Origin of the sequence: Pedococcus aerophilus (genome assembly GCF_039532215.1) — a bacterium.
Taxonomy (GTDB): domain Bacteria; phylum Actinomycetota; class Actinomycetes; order Actinomycetales; family Dermatophilaceae; genus Pedococcus; species Pedococcus aerophilus.
Map to the genome: position 1 here is coordinate 162891 of NZ_BAAARN010000001.1, position 20419 is coordinate 183309.

General features: G+C 71.5%; 19 protein-coding genes. 9 read left to right on the forward strand and 10 right to left on the reverse strand.

Annotated features, from left to right (window positions below; genetic code table 11):
• Positions 1-97 precede the first annotated feature (97 nt).
• The 8 genes from gap to ABD286_RS00760 all read left to right on the forward strand — a co-directional run bounded on the left by gap (position 98) and on the right by ABD286_RS00760 (position 7267).
• Entirely contained in the window at positions 98-1102 is a 1005-nt protein-coding gene (gene gap / locus ABD286_RS00725; RefSeq protein ID WP_344189280.1) for a type I glyceraldehyde-3-phosphate dehydrogenase, read from the forward strand.
• 3 nt (positions 1103-1105) lie between these two features.
• Positions 1106-2320 (forward strand): phosphoglycerate kinase, encoded by a 1215-nt coding sequence (locus tag ABD286_RS00730; protein ID WP_344189282.1) that lies wholly within the window; start codon positions 1106-1108, stop codon positions 2318-2320.
• A complete protein-coding gene (tpiA, locus tag ABD286_RS00735; protein WP_344189284.1) occupies positions 2320-3126 on the forward strand; it encodes a triose-phosphate isomerase in 807 nt (268 codons plus the stop codon). Before ABD286_RS00730 ends, tpiA begins: the two co-directional genes overlap by 1 nt.
• 101 nt (positions 3127-3227) lie before the next feature.
• Complete coding sequence (gene secG / locus ABD286_RS00740) at positions 3228-3473, forward strand: preprotein translocase subunit SecG (RefSeq protein ID WP_344189287.1); 246 nt, start codon at positions 3228-3230, stop codon at positions 3471-3473.
• 21 nt (positions 3474-3494) lie between these two features.
• Positions 3495-3845 carry an RNA polymerase-binding protein RbpA gene (locus ABD286_RS00745; RefSeq protein ID WP_344189289.1) on the forward strand — a complete coding sequence of 117 codons (351 nt, stop codon included), beginning with the start codon at positions 3495-3497 and terminating at the stop codon, positions 3843-3845.
• A 190-nt stretch (positions 3846-4035) separates the two neighbouring features.
• Positions 4036-5127 carry an acyl-CoA dehydrogenase gene (locus ABD286_RS00750; RefSeq protein ID WP_344189291.1) on the forward strand — a complete coding sequence of 364 codons (1092 nt, stop codon included), beginning with the start codon at positions 4036-4038 and terminating at the stop codon, positions 5125-5127.
• Entirely contained in the window at positions 5088-6506 is a 1419-nt protein-coding gene (locus ABD286_RS00755; protein WP_344189293.1) for a PIG-L family deacetylase, read from the forward strand. Before ABD286_RS00750 ends, ABD286_RS00755 begins: the two co-directional genes overlap by 40 nt.
• A complete protein-coding gene (locus ABD286_RS00760; RefSeq protein ID WP_344189295.1) occupies positions 6503-7267 on the forward strand; it encodes a glycosyltransferase family 2 protein in 765 nt (254 codons plus the stop codon). Before ABD286_RS00755 ends, ABD286_RS00760 begins: the two co-directional genes overlap by 4 nt.
• A 102-nt stretch (positions 7268-7369) precedes the next feature.
• Here the strand turns inward: ABD286_RS00760 and pgl are convergent, their stop codons facing one another.
• The 6 genes from pgl to tkt are packed head-to-tail and all read right to left on the reverse strand — an operon-like array spanning position 7370 to position 16078.
• Positions 7370-8122, reverse strand: a complete 753-nt coding sequence (pgl, locus tag ABD286_RS00765) for a 6-phosphogluconolactonase (protein ID WP_344189297.1) — start codon at positions 8120-8122, stop codon at positions 7370-7372.
• Entirely contained in the window at positions 8119-9345 is a 1227-nt protein-coding gene (locus ABD286_RS00770) for a glucose-6-phosphate dehydrogenase assembly protein OpcA (protein ID WP_344189299.1), read from the reverse strand. The genes pgl and ABD286_RS00770 overlap by 4 nt, the downstream gene beginning before the upstream one ends.
• 55 nt (positions 9346-9400) lie before the next feature.
• The gene (zwf, locus tag ABD286_RS00775) at positions 9401-10945 is read right to left on the reverse strand and encodes a glucose-6-phosphate dehydrogenase (RefSeq protein ID WP_344189301.1); all 1545 of its coding nucleotides are present in this window, start codon (positions 10943-10945) and stop codon (positions 9401-9403) included.
• Positions 10942-12612, reverse strand: a complete 1671-nt coding sequence (locus tag ABD286_RS00780; protein WP_344189304.1) for a glucose-6-phosphate isomerase — start codon at positions 12610-12612, stop codon at positions 10942-10944. The genes zwf and ABD286_RS00780 overlap by 4 nt, the downstream gene beginning before the upstream one ends.
• Positions 12609-13775: a transaldolase gene (tal, locus tag ABD286_RS00785; protein WP_344189306.1), complete on the reverse strand. Its 1167-nt coding sequence runs from the start codon at positions 13773-13775 to the stop codon at positions 12609-12611. Before tal ends, ABD286_RS00780 begins: the two co-directional genes overlap by 4 nt.
• A gap of 5 nt (positions 13776-13780) precedes the next feature.
• Positions 13781-16078 (reverse strand): transketolase, encoded by a 2298-nt coding sequence (tkt, locus tag ABD286_RS00790; RefSeq protein ID WP_344189308.1) that lies wholly within the window; start codon positions 16076-16078, stop codon positions 13781-13783.
• A 207-nt stretch (positions 16079-16285) separates the two neighbouring features.
• Between tkt and ABD286_RS00795 the strand changes: the two genes are divergently transcribed.
• Positions 16286-17185 carry a heme o synthase gene (locus ABD286_RS00795; protein ID WP_344193195.1) on the forward strand — a complete coding sequence of 300 codons (900 nt, stop codon included), beginning with the start codon at positions 16286-16288 and terminating at the stop codon, positions 17183-17185.
• Here the strand turns inward: ABD286_RS00795 and ABD286_RS00800 are convergent.
• The 4 genes from ABD286_RS00800 to ABD286_RS00815 are packed head-to-tail and all read right to left on the reverse strand — an operon-like array spanning position 17167 to position 20247.
• Positions 17167-18438 carry an MFS transporter gene (locus ABD286_RS00800; protein ID WP_344189310.1) on the reverse strand — a complete coding sequence of 424 codons (1272 nt, stop codon included), beginning with the start codon at positions 18436-18438 and terminating at the stop codon, positions 17167-17169. The genes ABD286_RS00795 and ABD286_RS00800 overlap by 19 nt on opposite strands.
• The gene (locus tag ABD286_RS00805) at positions 18435-19019 is read right to left on the reverse strand and encodes an ArsR/SmtB family transcription factor (RefSeq protein ID WP_344189312.1); all 585 of its coding nucleotides are present in this window, start codon (positions 19017-19019) and stop codon (positions 18435-18437) included. Before ABD286_RS00805 ends, ABD286_RS00800 begins: the two co-directional genes overlap by 4 nt.
• Positions 19020-19073: 54 nt before the next feature.
• On the reverse strand, positions 19074-19265 hold the full coding sequence (locus ABD286_RS00810; RefSeq protein ID WP_344189314.1) for a hypothetical protein: 192 nt from the start codon (positions 19263-19265) through the stop codon (positions 19074-19076).
• Positions 19266-19305: 40 nt separating this feature from the next.
• The gene (locus ABD286_RS00815; RefSeq protein WP_344189316.1) at positions 19306-20247 is read right to left on the reverse strand and encodes a COX15/CtaA family protein; all 942 of its coding nucleotides are present in this window, start codon (positions 20245-20247) and stop codon (positions 19306-19308) included.
• Positions 20248-20419: the final 172 nt, after the last annotated feature.

The following is a 20419-nucleotide window of genomic DNA, read 5'->3' on the forward strand; positions in this document are numbered from 1 at the left end:
TCCTGTCGGCACCACACGGCGATCCAATAGGGTCGGGAACGACTCCACGTGCCGCGTCACGCGGCACACCGTCCCCACCTGAGAAGGACCTGGCACAGTGACTGTTCGCGTAGGCATCAACGGCTTCGGCCGCATCGGTCGCAACTTCTTCCGCGCCGTCGTGGCGTCGGGAGCCGACATCGAGGTCGTGGCCACCAACGACCTCATGGACAACAAGACGCTCGCCCACCTGCTCAAGTACGACTCCATCCTCGGGCGCTTCCCGGGTGAGGTGACCTACGACGACACCTCGATCACCGCCGGGGGCAAGACCTTCCGCGTCTTCGAGGAGCGCGACCCGGCCAAGATCGACTGGGCCGCCGTGGGCGCCGACATCGTCGTCGAGTCGACCGGCTTCTTCACCGACGCGACCAAGGCCAAGGCCCACATCGACGGTGGCGCCAAGAAGGTCATCATCTCCGCGCCGGCCTCCAACGAGGACATCACCATCGTCATGGGTGTCAACGACGGCGACTACGACGCGTCGAAGCACACCATCATCTCCAACGCGTCCTGCACGACGAACTGCCTCGGCCCGATGGCCAAGGTCCTCAACGACGAGTTCGGCATCGTCAAGGGCCTGATGACAACCATCCACGCCTACACCCAGGACCAGAACCTCCAGGACGCCCCGCACAAGGACCTGCGTCGCGCCCGCGCCGCGGCCCTCAACATCGTCCCCACCTCGACCGGTGCGGCCAAGGCCATCGGCCTGGTCCTCCCGGAGCTCAAGGGCAAGCTCGACGGCTTCGCCCTCCGTGTGCCGATCGCCACCGGCTCGGCCACCGACCTCACCTTCGAGGCCGGCCGCGAGGTCACCGCCGAGGAGGTCAACGCCGCCGTCAAGAAGGCTGCCGAGGGCCCGCTCAAGGGTGTCCTGGTCTACACCGAGGACCCGATCGTCTCCAAGGACATCGAGACCGACCCGGCCTCGTGCATCTTCGACGCCGGCCTGACCAAGGTCATCGGCAACCAGGTCAAGGTCATCGGCTGGTACGACAACGAGTGGGGCTACTCCAACCGCCTCGCCGACCTCGTCACGCTCGTCGGCAAGTCCCTCTGACGCATGCAGTCGATCTCCGAGCTGGGCGACCTGCGCGGGAAGCGCGTCCTCGTCCGGTCTGACCTCAACGTGCCGCTCGACGGCACCACGATCACCGACGACGGCCGCATCCGTGCCTCCGTCCCGACGATCAAGGCTCTCTCCGAGGCGGGCGCACGCGTCATCGTGTGCGCCCACCTCGGGCGGCCCAAGGGCGCGCCGGAGGACAAGTACTCCTTGGCTCCCGTCGCGACCCGCCTCGGCGAGCTGCTGGGCCGGGACGTCACCTTCGCCACGGACACGGTGGGGGACAGCGCCCGCTCGGCCGTCGACGGCGCGCAGGACGGCGACGTCGTGCTGCTCGAGAACCTGCGGTTCAACGCGGGGGAGACGGCCAAGACGGACGAGGAGCGGGCCGAGTTCGCGGGCCAGCTCGCCGGGCTCGCCGACGTCTTCGTCTCCGACGGGTTCGGGGTCGTGCACCGCAAGCAGGCCAGCGTCTACGACGTCGCCCGGCTGCTGCCGTCCGCCGTGGGTGGCCTCGTCGAGACCGAGGTGGGCGTGCTCAAGCGCCTCACCGAGGAGCCCGAGCGCCCGTACGCCGTGGTGCTCGGTGGCGCGAAGGTGTCCGACAAGCTCGGGGTCATCGACAACCTCCTCGGCACCGCCGACCGCCTGCTCATCGGCGGCGGCATGGTCTTCACCTTCCTGGCCGCCCAGGACTACGAGGTGGGCAAGTCCCTCCTCGAGGCCGACCAGCTCGACGTCGTCCGCGGCTACATCGAGCAGGCCAAGGAGCGTGGCGTCGAGATCGTCCTGCCCGTCGACATCGTCGCCGCGACCGAGTTCTCGGCGGACGCCGAGCACGACGTGGTGCCGGCCGGCGCCATACCGGCTGACCGGATGGGACTGGACATCGGACCGGAGTCCGGGGTCCTGTTCGCCGAGAAGCTCAAGGACTGCAAGACGGTGTTCTGGAACGGGCCGATGGGCGCGTTCGAGATGGAGCCGTATGCCGCGGGCACGGCTGCCGTGGCCAAGGCCCTGGTCGAGGTCACCCAGAAGGGCGCCCTCACCGTCGTCGGTGGTGGCGACTCCGCCGCCGCCGTCCGCCAGCTCGGCTTCGAGGACGCGCAGTTCGGGCACATCTCCACCGGTGGCGGGGCGAGCCTGGAGTACCTGGAGGGCAAGGAGCTCCCCGGCCTGACCGTGCTCGACGAGACGAAGGACCCCGCCTGATGGCAGCCAAGACCTCCGGCCGTGTCCCGCTCATGGCGGGCAACTGGAAGATGAACCTCGACCACCTCCAGGCCACCCACCTGGTCCAGAAGCTCGACTGGACCCTCAAGGACGGGCGGCACGACTTCAAGGCCGTCGAGGTCGTCGTCCTCCCGCCGTTCACCGACCTGCGTTCGGTCCAGACCCTCATCGACGGCGACCGGCTCGAGCTGCGCCACGGGGCCCAGGACCTGTCCGCCCACGACCCGGGTGCCTACACCGGGGAGATCTCGGGAGCGTTCCTCGCCAAGCTCGGCTGCACCTACGTCACCGTGGGGCACAGCGAGCGGCGCGAGTACCACGCGGAGTCCGACGAGGTCGTCAACACCAAGGTGAAGATGGCCTACAAGCACGGACTCACACCGATCTTCTGCGTCGGGGAGGGCCTCGAGGTCCGTCAGGCCGGTGAGCACGTCGCCCACGTCCTCGCGCAGGTCGAGGCCGGTCTCGCCGGGGTCACCGCCGAGCAGGCGAAGTCCGTCGTCGTCGCCTACGAGCCGGTCTGGGCGATCGGCACCGGCGAGGTCGCGACGCCCGAGGACGCGCAGGAGGTCTGTGCCGCCATCCGCACCAAGCTCGCCGAGCTGTACTCGGGCGACCTCGCGGACGCGGTGCGCGTGCTCTACGGCGGGTCGGTGAAGGCCAACAACGTCGCCGCCATCATGGCCCAGGAGGACGTCGACGGCGCACTCGTCGGTGGCGCCTCGATCGTCCCCGAGGAGTTCTCCTCGATCTGCCGCTACCGCGACCACAACAAGACCAGCTGAGCCAGATCGGCGCGGTCGGTTCAGCCCGGCGTGGCGAGAAGGTATCCTGACCGCTGCTGCCGATTCGGTGGCGAACTGTTGTCGACGAAGATGGGTGAACCGTGGAAGCCGTACGCATTGGCCTGCAGGTCCTGCTGGTCATCGGTGGTCTGATCCTGACCTTGCTGATCCTGCTGCACAAGGGCAAGGGTGGCGGTCTGTCCGACATGTTCGGTGGTGGCATGTCCACCTCGCTGGGCTCCTCGTCCGTCGCCGAGCGCAACCTCGACCGCTTCACCGTCGCTGTCGGCATCGTCTGGTTCGCCTGCATCGTCGGCATCGGTCTCATCGACCGCTTCTCCGCCTGACCCGAAAGGAAGCACTCCAACATGGCAGGTGGCAACGCAATCCGAGGCAGCCGAGTCGGCGCCGGACCCATGGGCGAGGCGGAGCGCGGCGACGCAGCCCCCCGGGTCTTCATCTCCTACTGGTGCGCCAACGGCCACCAGACCCGTCCGAGCTTCGCCGAGGAGCCCGGCCTGGCCGTCCCCGAGACGTGGGACTGCCCGCGCTGCGGGTTCCCCGCCGGGCAGGACGAGGCCAACCCCCCGGCCCCGCCGAAGGTGGAGCCGTACAAGACGCACCTCGCCTACGTGAAGGAGCGCCGCTCGGACGCCGACGGCAAGGCCATCCTCGACGAGGCGCTGGCCACGCTGCGCGACCGCAAGCTCATCCAGTAGCAGCACGCACGACCCGCTCGAAGGGCGCCCGGACCACGGTCCGAGGCGCCCTTCGCCGTACCCGCCCCGTGGTGCGAAGGAATCTGCTCGGTCAGGGGTTTGGACCGGGCCGCAGCGGGCACACACCGTGTGGGTGGACGGCTTCCGGCGACTGCTCATGTGGCGCCCGCCCACCAGTCAGGAGATGCCTGTGGCCCCCGAACCGTCCGACCCCGCCTGGGTGTCCCTGGCCCCCGACGCGGCCGCTGACCGGCCTGCTGGGGCGGCAGGAGGCCAGGATGGGCTGCTGACGCGAGCCACCGCCGCAGCCGGGGACGTCCCGGCGGCGATGGCGCTGCTCCCCCACCTCGCCTCGACGCCGCTGCCCGGTCGGGGGCGCACCCTCGACCTCTGGTCCACGCTGGCGTCCCTGGCAGCTGTCGACCTGACCGTCGCCCGCGTGGTCGAGCCGCACCTCGACGCCCTCGCGATCATGGACCAGGCCGGTCTGGCGCCGCCCGCACCCGACAGCACCTGGGGGGTGTGGGCGGCACACGCGCCTGGTGCACGCCTCGACGCGACCCTGACCGACGACGGGTTCCGGCTCGACGGGACCAAACCGTGGTGCTCCCTGGCGCAGCACGTCACCCACGCCGTCGTCACGGCCCACACCTCCGACACCACGCGGAGGGCCTTCGTCGTCGACCTGGCTCACCCCGGCGCGACGCACGACGACCCCCGGGGATGGGTGTCGCGCGGCCTGGTCGAGCTCGTCTCCGTGGCCACCCATTACGACGGCGTGCCCGCCGTCGCCGTGGGCGCGGACGACTGGTACCTCTCCCGACCCGGGTTCGCCTGGGGTGGCATCGGGGTCGCTGCGTGCTGGTACGGGGCCGCTGTCGGCCTCGCCCGCACGCTCGCCGGCGCCTGCGGCCGGCGTGAGCCCGACCAGGTGGCCCTGATGCACCTCGGCGCGGTCGACGCCCGCCTGCACGCGGCCCGGTGCGCTCTCGCCGAGGCAGCCGACACCGTGGACACCGGTGGTGCCGACGGTGACGCCGGGGCCCTGCTCGCCGCCCGTGTCCGGGCCGTCGTGGCGGCCACCTGCGAGGACGTGCTCACGCGCGTCGGTCACGCCCTGGGGCCCGGGCCGCTCACCGCCGACGCAGCCCACGCGGCGCGCGTCGCCGACCTCACGGTCTACCTGCGCCAGCACCACGCCGAACGGGACGACGCGGCGCTGGGGCGACAGGCGCTGACGGGGTGGCTGGGGCAGACCCCCGCCTCGCGGCCCACCACGTGACCGGCTCCGACGCGCCTGCGGGGTTCGACCCGCACGCGCCCGGGACACCGGAGGCCCACTGGACCCGGGTGCTGGACGACGTGGCACGGCCGGTGACCGCTCCCGACCTCCTCCCATCCGGCAGTGACCTCGTGGTGCTCGCCGCCCACCCCGACGACGAGTCCCTCGCCGCGGGCGGCCTGCTCGCGGAGGCTGCGGCCCTGGGACGACGGGCGATCCTCGTGGTCGCGACCTCCGGTGAGGGATCGCACCCACGGTCCGCGACCCATACCCCTGCGCAGCTGGCGGCCGTCCGGGAACGTGAGGTCACGGCCGCGCTGCGGGCCGTCCACCCGGGTGCTCTGCTCGTGCTCCTGCGGCTGCCCGACGGGGGACTGGCCGGTCAGCGGGCTGCCCTGGCCGAGTCGCTGGCCGGGGTGGTCGGGCCCCGGACGGTGCTCGCCGCGCCCTGGCGTCGGGACGGCCACACCGACCACGACACCGCCGGTGCGGTCGCGGCCGAGGTGGCGACCGCGGTCGGGGCGACGCTGCTCGAGTACCCCGTGTGGCTGTGGCACTGGGGCAGCGGGTCGGATCTGGCCGGTGAGGTCGTGGTGCGGCTGCCCCTCGGTGTCGAGGCGCTCACGCGAAGGGCCGCGGCCCAGGCGGCGCACGTCTCCCAGGTGCACGCGCTCTCCCCGCAGGCGGGCGACGAGGTGCTGCTCCCCGCGCACGTCCTCGAGCGGTTCACCCGTCCCCACGAGGTCTTCATCGCCTCGCTCACAGAACGCTCGGCCACCCGGCACTCGGACGCCGCCTTCGACGACATGTTCGACGGCTCCGACGACCCGTGGCGGTTCGAGTCCAGCTGGTACGAGCAGCGCAAGCGGGCGGTCACGCTGGCAGCCCTCCCGCGAGAGCACCTCGGCGCGGTCCTCGAGGTGGGCTGCTCGACCGGGGTGCTGACCAGCGCCCTGGCGCAGCGGGCCACGACGGTGGTCGGGACCGACGTCAGTGCGCGCGCCGTGGACCGCGCCCGTGCCCGGCTGGCCGGTAACGACGCGGTGACGATCAGGCAGCTGCGGTCGCCGCAGCAGTGGCCCGAGGGCAGCTTCGACCTCGTCGTGCTGTCCGAGGTCGGCTACTTCTGGCAGCCCGACGAGCTCGACCGGGCCCTGGCCCTGTCGGTGGGTTCGCTGACCGAGGACGGGTTGCTGCTGCTGTGCCACTGGCGGCACCCGGTGGACGGGTGGCCGCTGGACGGCGACATGGTCCACGAGGCCGCGGTCGGCCTCCCGGGGCTGCGGGTGGTGGTCAGCCACGTCGAGACCGACTTCCGCCTCGACGTGCTGGCCGCCGGTGCATGGCAGACCCCGGCCACCCGCGAGGGGCTCGCGTGAGCACCGTGACCTCGGTCGCCGTCGTCGTGCCGGCTCGGGACGAGGAGCTCGTCCTCGCAGACTGCCTCGGCTCCCTCGAGGCTGCCCGGCAGGAGCTGCACCGCCACCGACCGGACGTCAGGGTGCAGGTCCTCGTGGTCCTGGACCGTTGCCTCGACGGCTCTGCCTCGGTGGTCGCGCGGCAGCCGGGTGTCGAGAGCCTGATGGTCTCGGCCGGCTGCGTCGGGACGGCGCGGGCCACGGGCGCCTCTCACGTCCTCTCGGGGTACGACACCCACGACCAGCTGTGGCTGGCCAGCACCGACGCTGACACGGTCGTCCCTGCGCACTGGCTCGTCACCCAGGTCGAGCTCGCGGAGAACGGCTGGGACCTGGTCCTCGGCACGGTGGAGCCGCACGACCTCGACGACCACCTGCTCGGCCGGTGGGCCAGACGCCACCGGCTGCTCGACGGGCACCCGCACGTTCACGGCGCGAATCTCGGCGTGCGCGCCTCGCGCTACGTCGAGGTCGGCGGTTTCCCCGGGGTCGCCCTGCACGAGGACGTGCTGCTGGTCGAGGCGGTCAAGGCCACCGGCGCCCCCTGGCTGGCCACGGACACGACGCGGGTGCGGACCGCCGGACGGCTCGACGCCCGCGTCACCGGCGGTTTCGCCACCTACCTGCGCGACCTCGCCGACGCCGTCACCACCCCGGACCCGGCTGTCCACCCCGTCACAGTCCTGACCCCCACCGCGACCACCCCGGCCTTGTGCGACTAGCGCTCGTCAGGACGCTGCGTCACGCCGCGACCAGCGAGCGTCATCGGCACGAAGCGGGGTGAGGGCGGGGTGGGGTGAGGGTGGGGTGGGCTCGTGGCTGGGTCAGGAGAGCTCGGAGGCGGCGTCGGCGTCGAGCAGCCAGAGGGTCTCGCGCCGGCCCTTGACCTGGGCGGCGGAGGACTCCGCCGGAGCAGCACCGGCCACCGAGACCTTGACGGCGTGCGCCTTGTCCGCACCGGCCACGATGAACCACGTGCGCTCGGCCCTGGCCAGCGCCTCGAAGGTCAGGGTGACCCGGGTCGGCGGCGGCTTGGGGGAGTCGTGCACCGGCGCGGCAGCCACCCCGGCGGTCAGCTGGTCCGGGTGGCCGGGGAACAACGACGCGACGTGGGCGTCGGGACCGACCCCGAGCAGGAGCACGTCGAACGTCGGGGACGGCGCACCGTCGCCCGCAGCGGCGGCCAGCTCGGCGGCATACCGGGTCGCGGCTGCGGCCACGTCGTCACCGTCGGGTCCGTCCGGACCCGGCATGGCGTGCACCTTGGCCGGGTCGAGCGGGACGGCGTCGAGCAGCGCCTCGCGGTTCTGGGTCTCGTTGCGGTCGGCGTCACCGTCGGGCAGGAAGCGCTCGTCACCCCACCACACGTGCAGGCGGGTCCAGTCGACCGCGTCGCGGGCCGCGCTGGCTGCGACGGACGCGAGGATCGCCGAACCCATCGTGCCGCCGGTGAGGACGACGTGGGCCTCGCCGCGTGCGTTCTGCGCGTCGACGAGGGCCGTGATGAGCCGGGCTGCCGCAGCGTCGGAGAGCAGCTGCTTGGTGGCGTGGACGAGGACGACGGGATCGCTGCTCACGAGTCCGCCTTCTTCGCCGCAGCCTTGCCAGCCGCCGCCTTCTTGGCTGCAGGAGCCTTCGCGGCCGGAGCCTTGGTCGGAGCCGTCTTCCCACCGGTCGACCGGGCGGCCTTGGCCTTGCCGAGCTTGCGTGCGGCCGCCTTCTTGACCGTCGCCGTGCTGCTCGTCTTCTGCTCGGGATCGGGGGCCTGCACCATCGCAGCGCTCCCGGCCTTGTGGGCGCGGGACAGCTTGCGTGCCTCTGCGGCCGCTTCCGCCGTCGACGGGGCCTCGCCCTCACGGACGGCCTCGCTGGCGGTCACGCCCTTGCGTCCGACTCGGGGCAGGCCCTTGCGGATGGTCTCTTCGTAGATGTCGTCGGGGTCGAGGCGTCGCAGCTCGTCGGCCAGGCACTCGGCCGTGGCCCGACGGGCCAGGGTGATGCGCCGCACCGGCTGGCCCGGCTGGCTGAGGGTGGCGACCGTGCCGTCGGGACGGACCAGGTCGACAGGACCACTCTTGCGGTCGAGCCGGACGCTGATCATCCCGGTGCCGGCACGGCTGCGCGCGCGAGTCACCTTGCAGCGCAACGTCTGCGCCAGCCAACCGGCCAGGAGGTCGGTCGACGGGGAGTCGCTGCCGCCGGTGACGGTGGCCTCCGTGACCGGCTCGAACGGACGCTGGTCGAGCGCCGCCGCGAGCAGGCCACGCCAGAGGGTGACGCGGGTCCACGCGAGGTCGGTGTCGCCACCGGCGTAGGTCTCGGCGCGGTTCGCCAGGGCATTGCGCGGGTTCTTGGCCTCGGCCGCGTCGGTGATCCGGCGCTGGGCCATCGAGCCGATCGGGTCCTTCGACACGTTGGCCGGGGCCTCGCGCGGCCACCACGCGACGACGGGGGAGTCGGGCAGCAGCAGCGGCGTGACGACGCTGCGGCCGTGGTCGGTCAGGGCGCCGTACAGCCGGGCCACGACGACCTCGCTCGCGCCGGCGTCGCCACCCACGCGGATCTGGGCGTCGATGCGCGAGGCGCCGCGCTTGTTGCCGATGACGACGGCGATGATGCGGCAGGGGTGCTGCCGGCTCGCGTCGTTGGCGGCCTCGATCGCCTCGTCGGCATCCTGCTCGTCGACGACGATGATCAGGGTGAGCACGCGTCCGAGCGCCATCGCGCCGGTGTCCTGGCGCAGGGCGACGAGCTTCTTGCTGATCGCCACGGTCGAGGTGCTGGGCAGGTCGATGATCACCGGGGTCCCCGTTCAGTATCGGAGTGAGGCACGAACGCAGAACTGGATGGGGTGGTCAAGGCATTCTCCAGACGCGTCCGTCGCGGTGCATCATCTCGTCGGAGCTGGCCGGTCCCCAGCCGCCCGACAGGTACGGCTCCACCGAACCCTTCTGCTTGGACCAGAACGCCTCGACCGGGTCGAGGATCTTCCAGGAGAGCTCGACCTCCTCGTGGCGCGGGAACAGCGGCGGGTCGCCGAGCAGCACGTCGAGGATGAGACGCTCGTAGGCCTCGGGGCTGGACTCGGTGAAGGCGCGGCCGTAGCCGAAGTCCATCGTCACGTCGCGGACCTCCATCTGCGCGCCGGGCACCTTGGCGCCGAAGCGCATGGTGATGCCCTCGTCGGGCTGCACGCGGATGACGATGGCGTTCTGCCCGAGCTCCTCGGTCGCCGTGTCGTTGAACGGCAGGTGCGGGGCCTTCTTGAACACCACGGCGATCTCGGTGACACGCTTGCCGAGGCGCTTGCCGGTGCGCAGGTAGAAGGGGACACCCGCCCAGCGGCGGGAGTCGATCTCGAGCTTCAGCGCGGCATACGTTTCGGTGCGCGAGCCGGGGGCGACGCCGTCCTCGTCGAGGTAGCCGCCCACCTCCTCGCCGCCCTGCCAGCCGGCGGCGTACTGCCCGCGGGCGGTGGCCTTCGACAGGTCCTTCGGGAGGCGGACCGCGGAGAGCACCTTCTCCTTCTCGGCGCGCAGGTGCTCCGCGGCGAAGGAGACAGGCTCCTCCATGGCGGTCAGCGCGAGGAGCTGGAGGAGGTGGTTCTGGATGACGTCACGGGCGGCGCCGATGCCGTCGTAGTAGCCGGCGCGGCCACCGATGCCGATGTCCTCGGCCATGGTGATCTGCACGTGGTCGACGTAGTTGGCGTTCCAGACCGGCTCGAACATCTGGTTGGCGAAGCGCAGCGCCAGGAGGTTCTGGACCGTCTCCTTGCCGAGGTAGTGGTCGATGCGGAACACCGAGTCGGCGGGGAAGACGCTCTCGACGATGTCGTTGAGCTCACGCGCGCTCTTGAGGTCGTGACCGAACGGCTTCTCGATGACGACCCGGCGCCACGAGTCACCCTCGGGGCGGCTCAGGCCGGAGCGCTCGAGCTGCTCGCAGACCGTCGAGAACGAGCCCGGTGGGATGGACAGGTAGAACGCCTGGTTGCCCCCGGTGCCACGCTCCTCCTCCAGCGACTTGACCGTCTCGGCCAGCAGGTCGAAGGCGTTCGGGTCGTCGAACGTTCCCGGCACGAAACGGAATCCCTCGGCGAGGTTGCGCCACACGCTCTCGCGGAACGGCGTCCGCGCGTGCGCCTTGACCGCGTCGTACACGATCTTGCCGAAGTCCTGGTCGGCCCAGTCGCGACGGGCGAAGCCGACGAGCGAGAAGCCCGGCGGCAGCAGGCCGCGGTTGGCCAGGTCGTAGATGGCCGGCATCAGCTTCTTGCGGGCCAGGTCGCCGGTGACCCCGAACAACACCAGGCCGCAGGGCCCGGCGATGCGGGGGAGGCGCTTGTCACGCGGGTCACGCAGCGGGTTGTTCTCCTGCGTCACACGGGTGGGACTCATGCACTGCCCTTAGGGTCGTCGTCGCCACCGGAGGCCGCGGCAGCGAGGGACTCGCGCACCTGGGCCAGTCCGGCGTCGTGGTCGGTGAGGTGGAGCTGCAGGACCGGACGCCCGTGCTCCGCGAGGACCTGGGCGTCACCCGCGGCCTGGGAGGCCACGAACTCACCGAAGCTGAACTCGCGTCCGGGGACCGAGAGGTCCTCGTGCGGCGCCGTCGTGATCTGCAGGTAGACCCCGGTGGCCGGTCCACCCTTGTGGAACTGGCCGGTGGAGTGCAGGAAGCGCGGCCCCCAGCCGAAGGTCACCGGGCGGTGGGTACGGCGTGCCAGCCCGGGCCGCACGGAGGCGAGCTCCGCGTCGGCGATCCGGTCGAGGTAGGCCATCACGGCGAGGTAGCCGCGGTCGGCGTCGAGCTGGGCGAAGAGGGCGTCGATCGCCTGCGGGACGGTGGTCGCGTCGCCGAGCCAGTCGCCACCCAGGGCGCGGATCTCGACGGCGCCGTCCGTGGCGGCGGGCTCGTCGCCGGCCCCCATGCCCTGGTCGAGCAGCGCGCGGGACGCCTTCTTGGCGCTCTCCACGTCGGGCTGGTCGAACGGGTTGATCCCGAGCAGCCGTCCGGCGGCCGCGGTGGCGACCTCCCAGAGCAGCAGCTGGGCGCCGAGGGGACCGCTGACGGCGACGTCGGAGCGGTCGGCCTGGACCAGCTCGTCAGCGCTGTCGGAGTCCTCGTCGTCGCCCTTGAGGCGCACGACGGTCACGTCGGCGTCGGGGTGGGCGACCTCGGGGTCCTCCTCGGACCCCACGACGACCGGCAGGATGCCGGTGCCCTGCTTGCCGGTGCTCTCGGCGATGAGCTGCTCGGCCCAGTCGGGGAGACCGACGATGCCGGAGCCGTCGTCGACGAGGACGAGCTTGTCGCGCAACGGGTTTGTCGCCGCCATGGCGGCAGCCAGGCGCAGCGCCGGGTTGCCGTCGTCATCGGCGCTGAGCACGTCGGCCACGGCCTCGGCGTCGTCGAGGAGGGCCTCGATGTCGGCACCGGCGAGACCGGACGGGACCAGCCCGAACGCGGTCAGGGCTGAGTAGCGGCCACCGACGTTGGGGTCGGCGTTGACGACGCGGTAGCCGTCGGCGCGCGACTGATCGTCGAGCGGGCTGCCCGGGTCGGTGACGATGATGATCCGGGTCGTCGGGTCGATCCCCTTCTCCTCGAACGCCGCCTGGAACGCACGCCGCTGGGAGTCGGTCTCCACCGTCGAGCCGGACTTGCTCGAGACGACGACGGCCGTGCGCTCGAGGTCGACGATCGCGTCGCGGACCATGTCCGGCTGGGAGGAGTCGAGGACGACGAGGTCGACCCCGGCCGTCGCGCAGATGACCTCGGGCGCGAGGGACGAACCGCCCATGCCGCACAGCACGATGCGGTCGACGCCGTCACCGCGGAGCTGGTCCCGCAGGGCGGCGATCTCGCCGAGCAGTGGCCGCGAGGTGCGGGCGAGGTTCACCCAGGACAGCCGGATGGCCGACTCGGACTCCGCCTCGGGACCCCAGAGCGTCGCGTCCTGGGCGAACAGCTTGCTCGCGAACTGCGCCTCGACCAGGACCGGGACGGATGCAGCGATCGCGTCCGCGGCGGGGCCGGAGGCGACCACACCGAGGGAGCTCACCGGTCGACCTGCTCCGAGTGGCCGGACTCGTTGTCGGGCGTGTCGGCGCCCACGTCGGCACGGGCGAGGTCGATGTCCTTCTGGACCTCGTCGAGCAGCTCGCCCCAGGCGACCTCGAACTTGTCGACGCCCTCGCGCTCGAGCTGCGAGGTGACGTCGGAGTAGGAGATGCCCAGGCCCTCGAGGGCGTCGAGCACCTCGGCGGCGTCGGCGTACTCGCCGGTGATCGTGTCACCGGTGACGTCGCCGTGGTCGACGACCGCGTCGAGCGTCTTCTCGGGCATGGTGTTGACCGTGTTCGCGGCGACCAGCTCGGTGACGTAGAGAGTGTCAGAGTAGGCCGGGTCCTTGACGCCGGTAGAGGCCCACAGCGGGCGCTGCGCGTGGGCGCCGTCGTCCTCGAGGTTCTTCCAGCGCGGGGTCGAGAAGACCTCCTCGTAGGCCTGGTAGGCGAGGCGGGCGTTGGCGACGGCGGCCTTGCCCTTGAGCGCCTTGGCCTCGTCGGTGCCGAGCGCGTCGAGGCGCTTGTCGATCTCGGTGTCGACGCGGGAGACGAAGAAGGACGCGACGGAGTGGATCTTCGACAGGTCCTTGCCCTTCTCACGGGCCTGCTCGAGGCCGGTGAGGAAGGCGTTCATCACCCCGCGGTAGCGGTCGAGGGAGAAGATCAGCGTGACGTTGACGCTGATGCCCTCGGCCAGCACCTGCGAGATGGCCGGCAGGCCCTCGACGGTGGCAGGGATCTTGATGAGGACGTTGGGGCGGTCGACCGCCTCGACGAGCTTCTTCGCCTCGGCGACGGTCTTGCCGGTGTCCTTGGCCAGGCGGGGGTCGACCTCGATCGACACGCGGCCGTCGACGCCGTCGGTGGACTCGTAGAGCGGCAGGAACAGGTCGCAGGCGTTGCGGACGTCCTCGGTGGTGAGGCCGAACACGGTCTCGTCCACGGTCTTGCCGTCGGCGGCGAAGGCACGCAGGTCGGCGTCGTACCGTTCGCCCTTGGCGAGGGCCGCCTGGAAGATCGACGGGTTCGTCGTCACGCCGACGACCCCCTTGTCGATGAGGTCCTTGAGGTTGCCGGTCTCGATCCGTTCGCGCGACAGGTCGTCGAGCCAGACGGAGACGCCCTGGTCGGCGAGGGCCTTGAGTGCGTTGTCAGTCACGTGGGTCACTTCCCTTTGGATGCAGCGCTCTTCGTTGCGGCGCTGCGCTTGGTCGTGGTGTCGGTCGCCTTGGTCGGCGAGACCGCGGCGCGGGGCCGGGTCTGGTTGACGGCAGGTGCGGCGCTCTTGCGCGCCGTCGCCCTGGCGTCCTTGAGGGAGTCCTTGGCCGCCTTCACGACGGCCTCCGGGGTGATCCCGAACTCGCGGTACAGCGTCTTGTAGTCGGCCGAGGCACCGAAGTGCTCGAGGCTGATGCTGCGACCGGCGTCGCCGACGAGGTCGTGCCAGCCCATCGACACCGCGGCCTCGACGCTGACGCGCGCCCGGACCTCCGGCGGGAGGACGCGGTTCTGGTAGGCCTTGCCGGCCTGCTCGAACCACTCGCGACACGGCATGGACACCACACGAGTGGCAACGCCCTGGCGCTCCAGAGATTCCCGCGCGTCGAGGGCGATGGCGACCTCGGACCCTGTGGCGATGAGGATGACGTCCGGAGCGGACTTGCCGTCCTTGCCGCCGTCGATGAGGACGTAGGCGCCCTTGGCCGCGTTCGACGCCTTGGCGAAGACCCTGCGGTCGAGGACCGGCACGTTCTGGCGGGTGAGGGCCAGCGCTGCCGGGCGGGCGTTGCGCAGGACCTGGCCCCACACGGCTGCGGTCTCGTTCGCGTCCGCGGGGCGGACGACGTCCAGGCCCGGTATGGCGCGCAGGGACGCGAGGTGCTCCACCGGCTGGTGGGTCGGCCCGTCCTCGCCGAGGCCGATGCCGTCGTGCGTCCACACGTAGGTGACAGGGATCTGCTGGATGGCAGCGAGCCGCACGGCGGGGCGCATGTAGTCGGAGAAGACGAGGAACGTGCCGCCGTAGGGACGGGTCAGTCCCTCGAGCGCGATCCCGTTGAGGATCATGCCCATGCCGTTCTCGCGGATGCCGAAGTGCAGGGTGCGGCCGTAGGGCCCGCCCTTCCACTCACGCGTCTGGCGGTTGACGGGGATGAAGGACGGCTCGCCCTCCATCGTCGTGTTGTTGGACTCGGCGAGGTCGGCCGAGCCGCCCCACAGCTCGGGCATGACGCCGGCGAGGGCGGACAGGACCTTGCCGGACGCGGCGCGCGTCGCCATGCCCTTCTCGGCGTCGGCCTCGAAGACCGGCAGCGCCGAGTCGAGCCCGGCGGGCAGCTCACCGGCGACGAGGCGGTCGAGCAGGCCCGCACGGTCGGGGTTGGCCTTGCGCCACGCGGCATACGTCTTGTCCCACGCCTTGTGCGCCGCCTTGCCGCGCTTGCCCGCCAGGCGGGTGTGGGTCAGCACCGCACGGTCGACCTCGAAGGTCTTCGCGGGGTTGAAGCCGAGCAGCTCCTTGGTGGCCTCGATCTCGGCGTCGCCGAGGGCCGAGCCGTGCGACTTGCCGGTGTCCTGCTTGGTCGGCGAGGGCCACGCGATGATCGTGTGCAGCTGGACCAGCGTCGGGCGCTTGCCCTTCTTCGACTTCTCCAGGGCGGCGAGCAGCGCGTCGACGTTCTCGACGTACGCGGCGCCGTCACCGTCGCCGCGCCAGTCGACGTCGACGACGTCCCAGCCGTAGGCGCGGTAGCGCGCGGCGACGTCCTCGGAGAACGAGATGTCGGTCTGGTCCTCGATCGAGATCTGGTTGGCGTCGTAGATGACGGTGAGGTTGCCGAGCTGCTGGTGACCGGCGAGCGAGCTGGCCTCGGCCGTCACGCCCTCCATGAGGTCGCCGTCGGAGGCGATGACCCAGATGTGGTGGTCGAACGGGCTCTCGCCGGCCTTCGCGTCGGGGTCGAGCAGGCCGCGCTGGCGACGCTGCGCCATGGCCATGCCGACGGCCGAGGCCATGCCGGAGCCGAGCGGCCCGGTGGTGATCTCGATGCCCGTGGTGTGGTGCACCTCGGGGTGGGCCGGGGTCAGGGATCCCCACGTGCGCAACGACTTCAGGTCGTTCAGCTCCAGGCCGTAGCCCGACAGGAACAGCTGGACGTACTGCGTCAGGCTGGAGTGGCCGGCCGACAGGACGAAGCGGTCACGGCCGAGCCATGCGGCGTCGGTCGGGTCGTGCTTCATGACGTTCTGGTAGAGCAGGTAGGCCGCGGGGGCCAGGCTCATGGCGGTGCCGGGGTGGCCGTTGCCGACCTTCTGGACGGCGTCCGCGGCGAGCAGTCGCGCGGTGTCGACCGCGCGGACGTCGAGGTCGGTCCAGCCGGCCTTGCGGGCCACGGGACGGCGCAGCGTGGTGCTGCGCTTCCTCGCGGCGGTGGCCTTGGTGGAACGGGTGGTGGTGGGCACTGATGGTTCTCCTCACACTGAGTTGCACAGGCGGCTCGAGGCTTCGTGACGAGACTAGTCCTGAGCGTGACCGCCGTCGCATCCAGTCCCGGCGCAGCGCGGTGTCCGGACGGGGATAGACTTGCCCCGCCCGTGAGACCCCCAGCAGCACCCGCGAAGGACGCCGTGACCGCACTCGATCCGACTGCCCGGATCTCCGCGTCCCCGATGCCGCCTCGGCGCAAGGCCGCTGCGTACCTGGCGCTGACCAAGCCACGCATCATCGAGCTGCTGCTCGTGACGACGGTGCCGGTCATGTTCCTCGCCGAGGGAGGCGTCCCCTCCCTGTGGCTCATCGTGGCCACCCTGGTCGGTGGCGCGCTCAGCGCCGGCGCCGCCAACACCTTCAACTGCGTCTACGACCGCGACATCGACGCCGAGATGCACCGCACCAGCAACCGGCCGATGGTGACCGGCGAGATCACGCCGCGTGAGGGCCTGGTCTTCGGTGCGGTCCTCACCCTCGCCTCCACGGTGTGGTTCGCCCTCGTCGTCAACTGGCTGTCGGCGGCCCTGTCGCTCGGCGCCATCGTCATGTACGCCGTCGGCTACACCATGCTGCTCAAGCGCCGCACCGCCCAGAACATCGTGTGGGGAGGGGCCGCCGGGTGCATGCCCGTCCTCATCGGGTGGTCCGCCGTGGCGAACTCGGTGTCCTGGTCCGCGGTGGTCCTCTTCCTCGTGATCTTCTTCTGGACGCCGCCGCACTACTGGCCGCTGTCGATGAAGTTCAAGGACGACTACGCCGCAGCGCACGTGCCGATGCTCCCGGTCGTCGAGAAGTTCGTCGTCGTCGCCCGGCAGATCGTCGCCTACTCGTGGGCGATGGTGGCGGCCTCGCTGCTGCTCGTCTGGGTCCACCCGATGGGGTGGTTGTACCTCGTCACGGCGATCGCCACCGGCGCGCTCTTCCTCGCCGAGGCCCACCGCCTGCAGCGTGCCGCCAAGGCCGGTGAGGGACCGAGCGTGCTCAAGCCGATGCGGCTCTTCCACTTCTCGATCACCTACGTCGGGATCCTCTTCCTCGGCGTCGCGCTCGACCCCCTGTTCTACCTTCCGCTCCGCTGAGCAGGCATCTCGCGCAGGCCCCGGAGCGGGCTCCAGAACATCGCCAGGCAGGCCAGGGTGTGGGTGCCGGCCATGACCAGGATCGTGGGCCGCAGCCCGAAGTGGGTGCCGAGGACCCCGGCGACCAGGCCGGCGACGGGCATGGTCCCGTAGTTGACGACCTGCGCCGTGGTGACCTGGCGGGCGAGCATGGCCTCCGGCACGTAGCGGTTGCGCCAGGCCCCCCGGACCACGTTGCCCGCGACGACACCGGTGCCGACGAGCAGCTGTCCGGCAACGAGGAAGGCAACGCCCGGACCGGGGGTGGCCAGGGGGATGAGCAGGGACGTGGGACCGGCCAGGACCTGGAGCCAGAGCAGCGCCCGCGCGCTGCCCAGCCGCGCCGACACCCTGGTCGCCAGGGCCGCCCCGAGGAACCCGCCAATGCTCCCCGTGGCCATGACGATGCCGACCGCAGCCGGTGACAGGCCCAGGTCCCGCACGAGGAAGAGGACGAGCAGCGCGCCATACCCGGTGAGCCCGAAGTTGGACGCGCCGCCCACGACGGTGAAGAACCGCAGGATCCGGTCGCCACGGATGTAGTCCACGCCCTCGCCGATGCTGGTCCGCAGGCTCGGACGGGCGGTGACGGTGTCGGGGTCGGTGCCGCCGGGGGAGAGGCGGAGCCTCGCGAGGCAGGCGGCCGAGACGAGGAAGCTCGCCGCGTCGACGACGAGGCCGAGGGCGGCCGAGCCGAGCTGTGCGAGCAGGCCACCCACACCGGGGCCGGCCACCTGCATGGCCGACTCGGTGCCGAAGAGGCGGGCGAACGCCTGCTCCTGCTGCTGGGCCGGGGCGACCTGTCGGACGAGGGCCGGGTATGCCGCGCGGAAGAAGACGGTGCACACCCCGTTGCCGAGGGCGGCCAGGACCACGTGGGTGAGGGTGAGGTGCCCCAGGGCCCCGGCGATCGGGACGCTGGCGAGGACGGCGGCAGCGACGAGGTCGCTGGCCACCATGACCCGTCGTGCAGGGAGCCGGTCGACCAGGGCCCCCGCCGGGAGCCCGATGACCAGCCAGGGGAGCCAGGCGGCAGCGGTGAGGATGCCCATCCACCCCGGGCCGGCGTCGAACGCGACGACGGCGAGCAGGGGGAGCAGGACCGACGTGGTCGCGTTGCCGAGGACGCTGACGCCCTCGCCGAACCAGAGCAGGCTGAAGTCCCGGTTGCGGCGCAGGGGGAGCGCGGCGACCGGTGCGGGTCGGGAGGTCATGGTTGGGCCGGGAACCCTCGGGCGAAGACGAACACGGGCTCGCGCTCCTGCCCGTCGTCGGGCAGCTCGCGACCGGACCAACGCATGAGGACCGCGACGATCTCGGCCGACACCTCGTCGAGCTCCGTGGGCGTCAGCCGCAGCCAGTTCTGGGTGGCGAAGGCGGCGGAGTCCCACTCGGGTGCCGACTCGGCGTTGGCGTTCCACTGCTGGGTGCGCTCGAACTGGCGCTGCAGGGCCAGGGCCTCGGCGGCGTGGGCGGCGGTGACGGCTGCGGTGTCGTCGGCGAAGTCGGCCCGAGACCAGCGGGTGCCGGGGTCGACCAGGCGCCACCAGCGTTCGCGACGGTCCTTGGCGAGCTCGGGTGCCTCCTCGACGAGCTCGGCCTCGGCAAGCACCTTGAGGTGGTGGCTCGCGCTGCCGACGGCCTGCCCGGTGCGCTGGGCCAGGCCCGAGGCGGTGGAGGGTCCGTCGACCTTGAGGGCGTCCATCATCCGCGACCGGAAGGGGTTGGCCATCGCAGACAAGGCCTTCGCCTCGGTGACGCGGCGCACGCCGTCGTGCTCTCGGGGACTGTTCATGCCCCTGAGACTAGATGCACAAGACCTATTGCACAAGAGTCCTTGTGCAATAGGTCAGCGCTGGCAAGTCACCGGGACCTGGACGAGCCCACTCGCCGGCATGGCCGACTCGACGGCGTTGCCCTTGCCCCACTGGGTGCACTCGGGTGTCGGCTGGGCGGCCTGCCAGAACGCCCAGGCCAGGATGACGAGCACCACCACGCGAAGTGCGACAGTGCGGTTGATGGTCCCCCGCAACGTGGTCATGCCACGAGTGTGCATCCATAGGTGCGGTGGCGACAGGGTTTCAGGCTGCGTGCTGGAGCAGCGTGCTGCGCTGGCTGTGGACCGCCCGCGTGAGGGCCACGACCAGCAGGGTGGCCAGGAGCATGTGCACCACGACGACGGCCCAGGGCAGGCCGGTGAAGTACTGCGTGTAGCCGACGAGTCCCTGGACGACGGTGACCGCGAAGACGCCGGCCCACGCTCGCCCGGGGCGGGAAGAGGTCCCGGTGAGGCGGGCCGCGACCCAGGTCGCCACGAGCAGCCCGACGAACAGCATCACGGCATCCGCGTGCAGCCAGGACACGGTGCGGGGGTCGAAGCCGAGGCGGGCCGGCTCGTCGGCGTCGCCGGAGTGCGGGCCCGAACCCGTGACGACGGTGCCGAGGGCCAGGACGACCGCGGCCACGCCGCAGGTGACCCAGCCGAGCCGCTCGACCAAGGGGTGCACCGTCAGCGCGCGGGGGCCAGCCGGTTCCTGTGCACGGAAGAACAGCAGCGCTGCAGCGGTGACCAGGACCATCGAGACGAGGAAGTGCGCCGCCACGGTGACGGGGCTCAGGCCGGTCAGCACGGTGATCCCACCGAGGACGGCCTGGAACGCGACGCCACCGAGGACGACGAACCCGGGCACGAGCAGGTCGCGGCGCCGGTCCGCCCAGCGCCACACGGCGACGATGGCCAGCAGGGCGGCGATGCCGACGACGCTGGTCAGCGTCCGGTTGCCGAACTCGATGTAGCGGTGGAAGCCCTCCTCCTGGTGCGGCACGGGGGTGTAGGACCCGGGGACGCACTGCGGCCAGGTGGGGCAGCCCAGACCGCTGCCGGTGAGCCGGACGAGGCCACCGGTGACGACGATGAGCACCTCGACGACGAGGTTGAGCAGCAGGATCCGGGGTAGCCAGACGGCTCCGGTCGAGGCCGCCGGAGCGGTGGTGGAGGGGGCCGAGAGGGGTGGTGCGGTCACAGGACGAGGGTACGTCTCAGGTGGAACCCTGACGTCGCTGGGGGAGGCCCCCGATGGTCGTGGCCGTCGACCGCTGGCTGACTGGGGCCATGACGAGAAACGCCTGGAGGCTGAGCGCCGCGTGGATGCTGCTGTTCGCGGGGATCCACACCTACTGGGGGCTCGGCGGCAC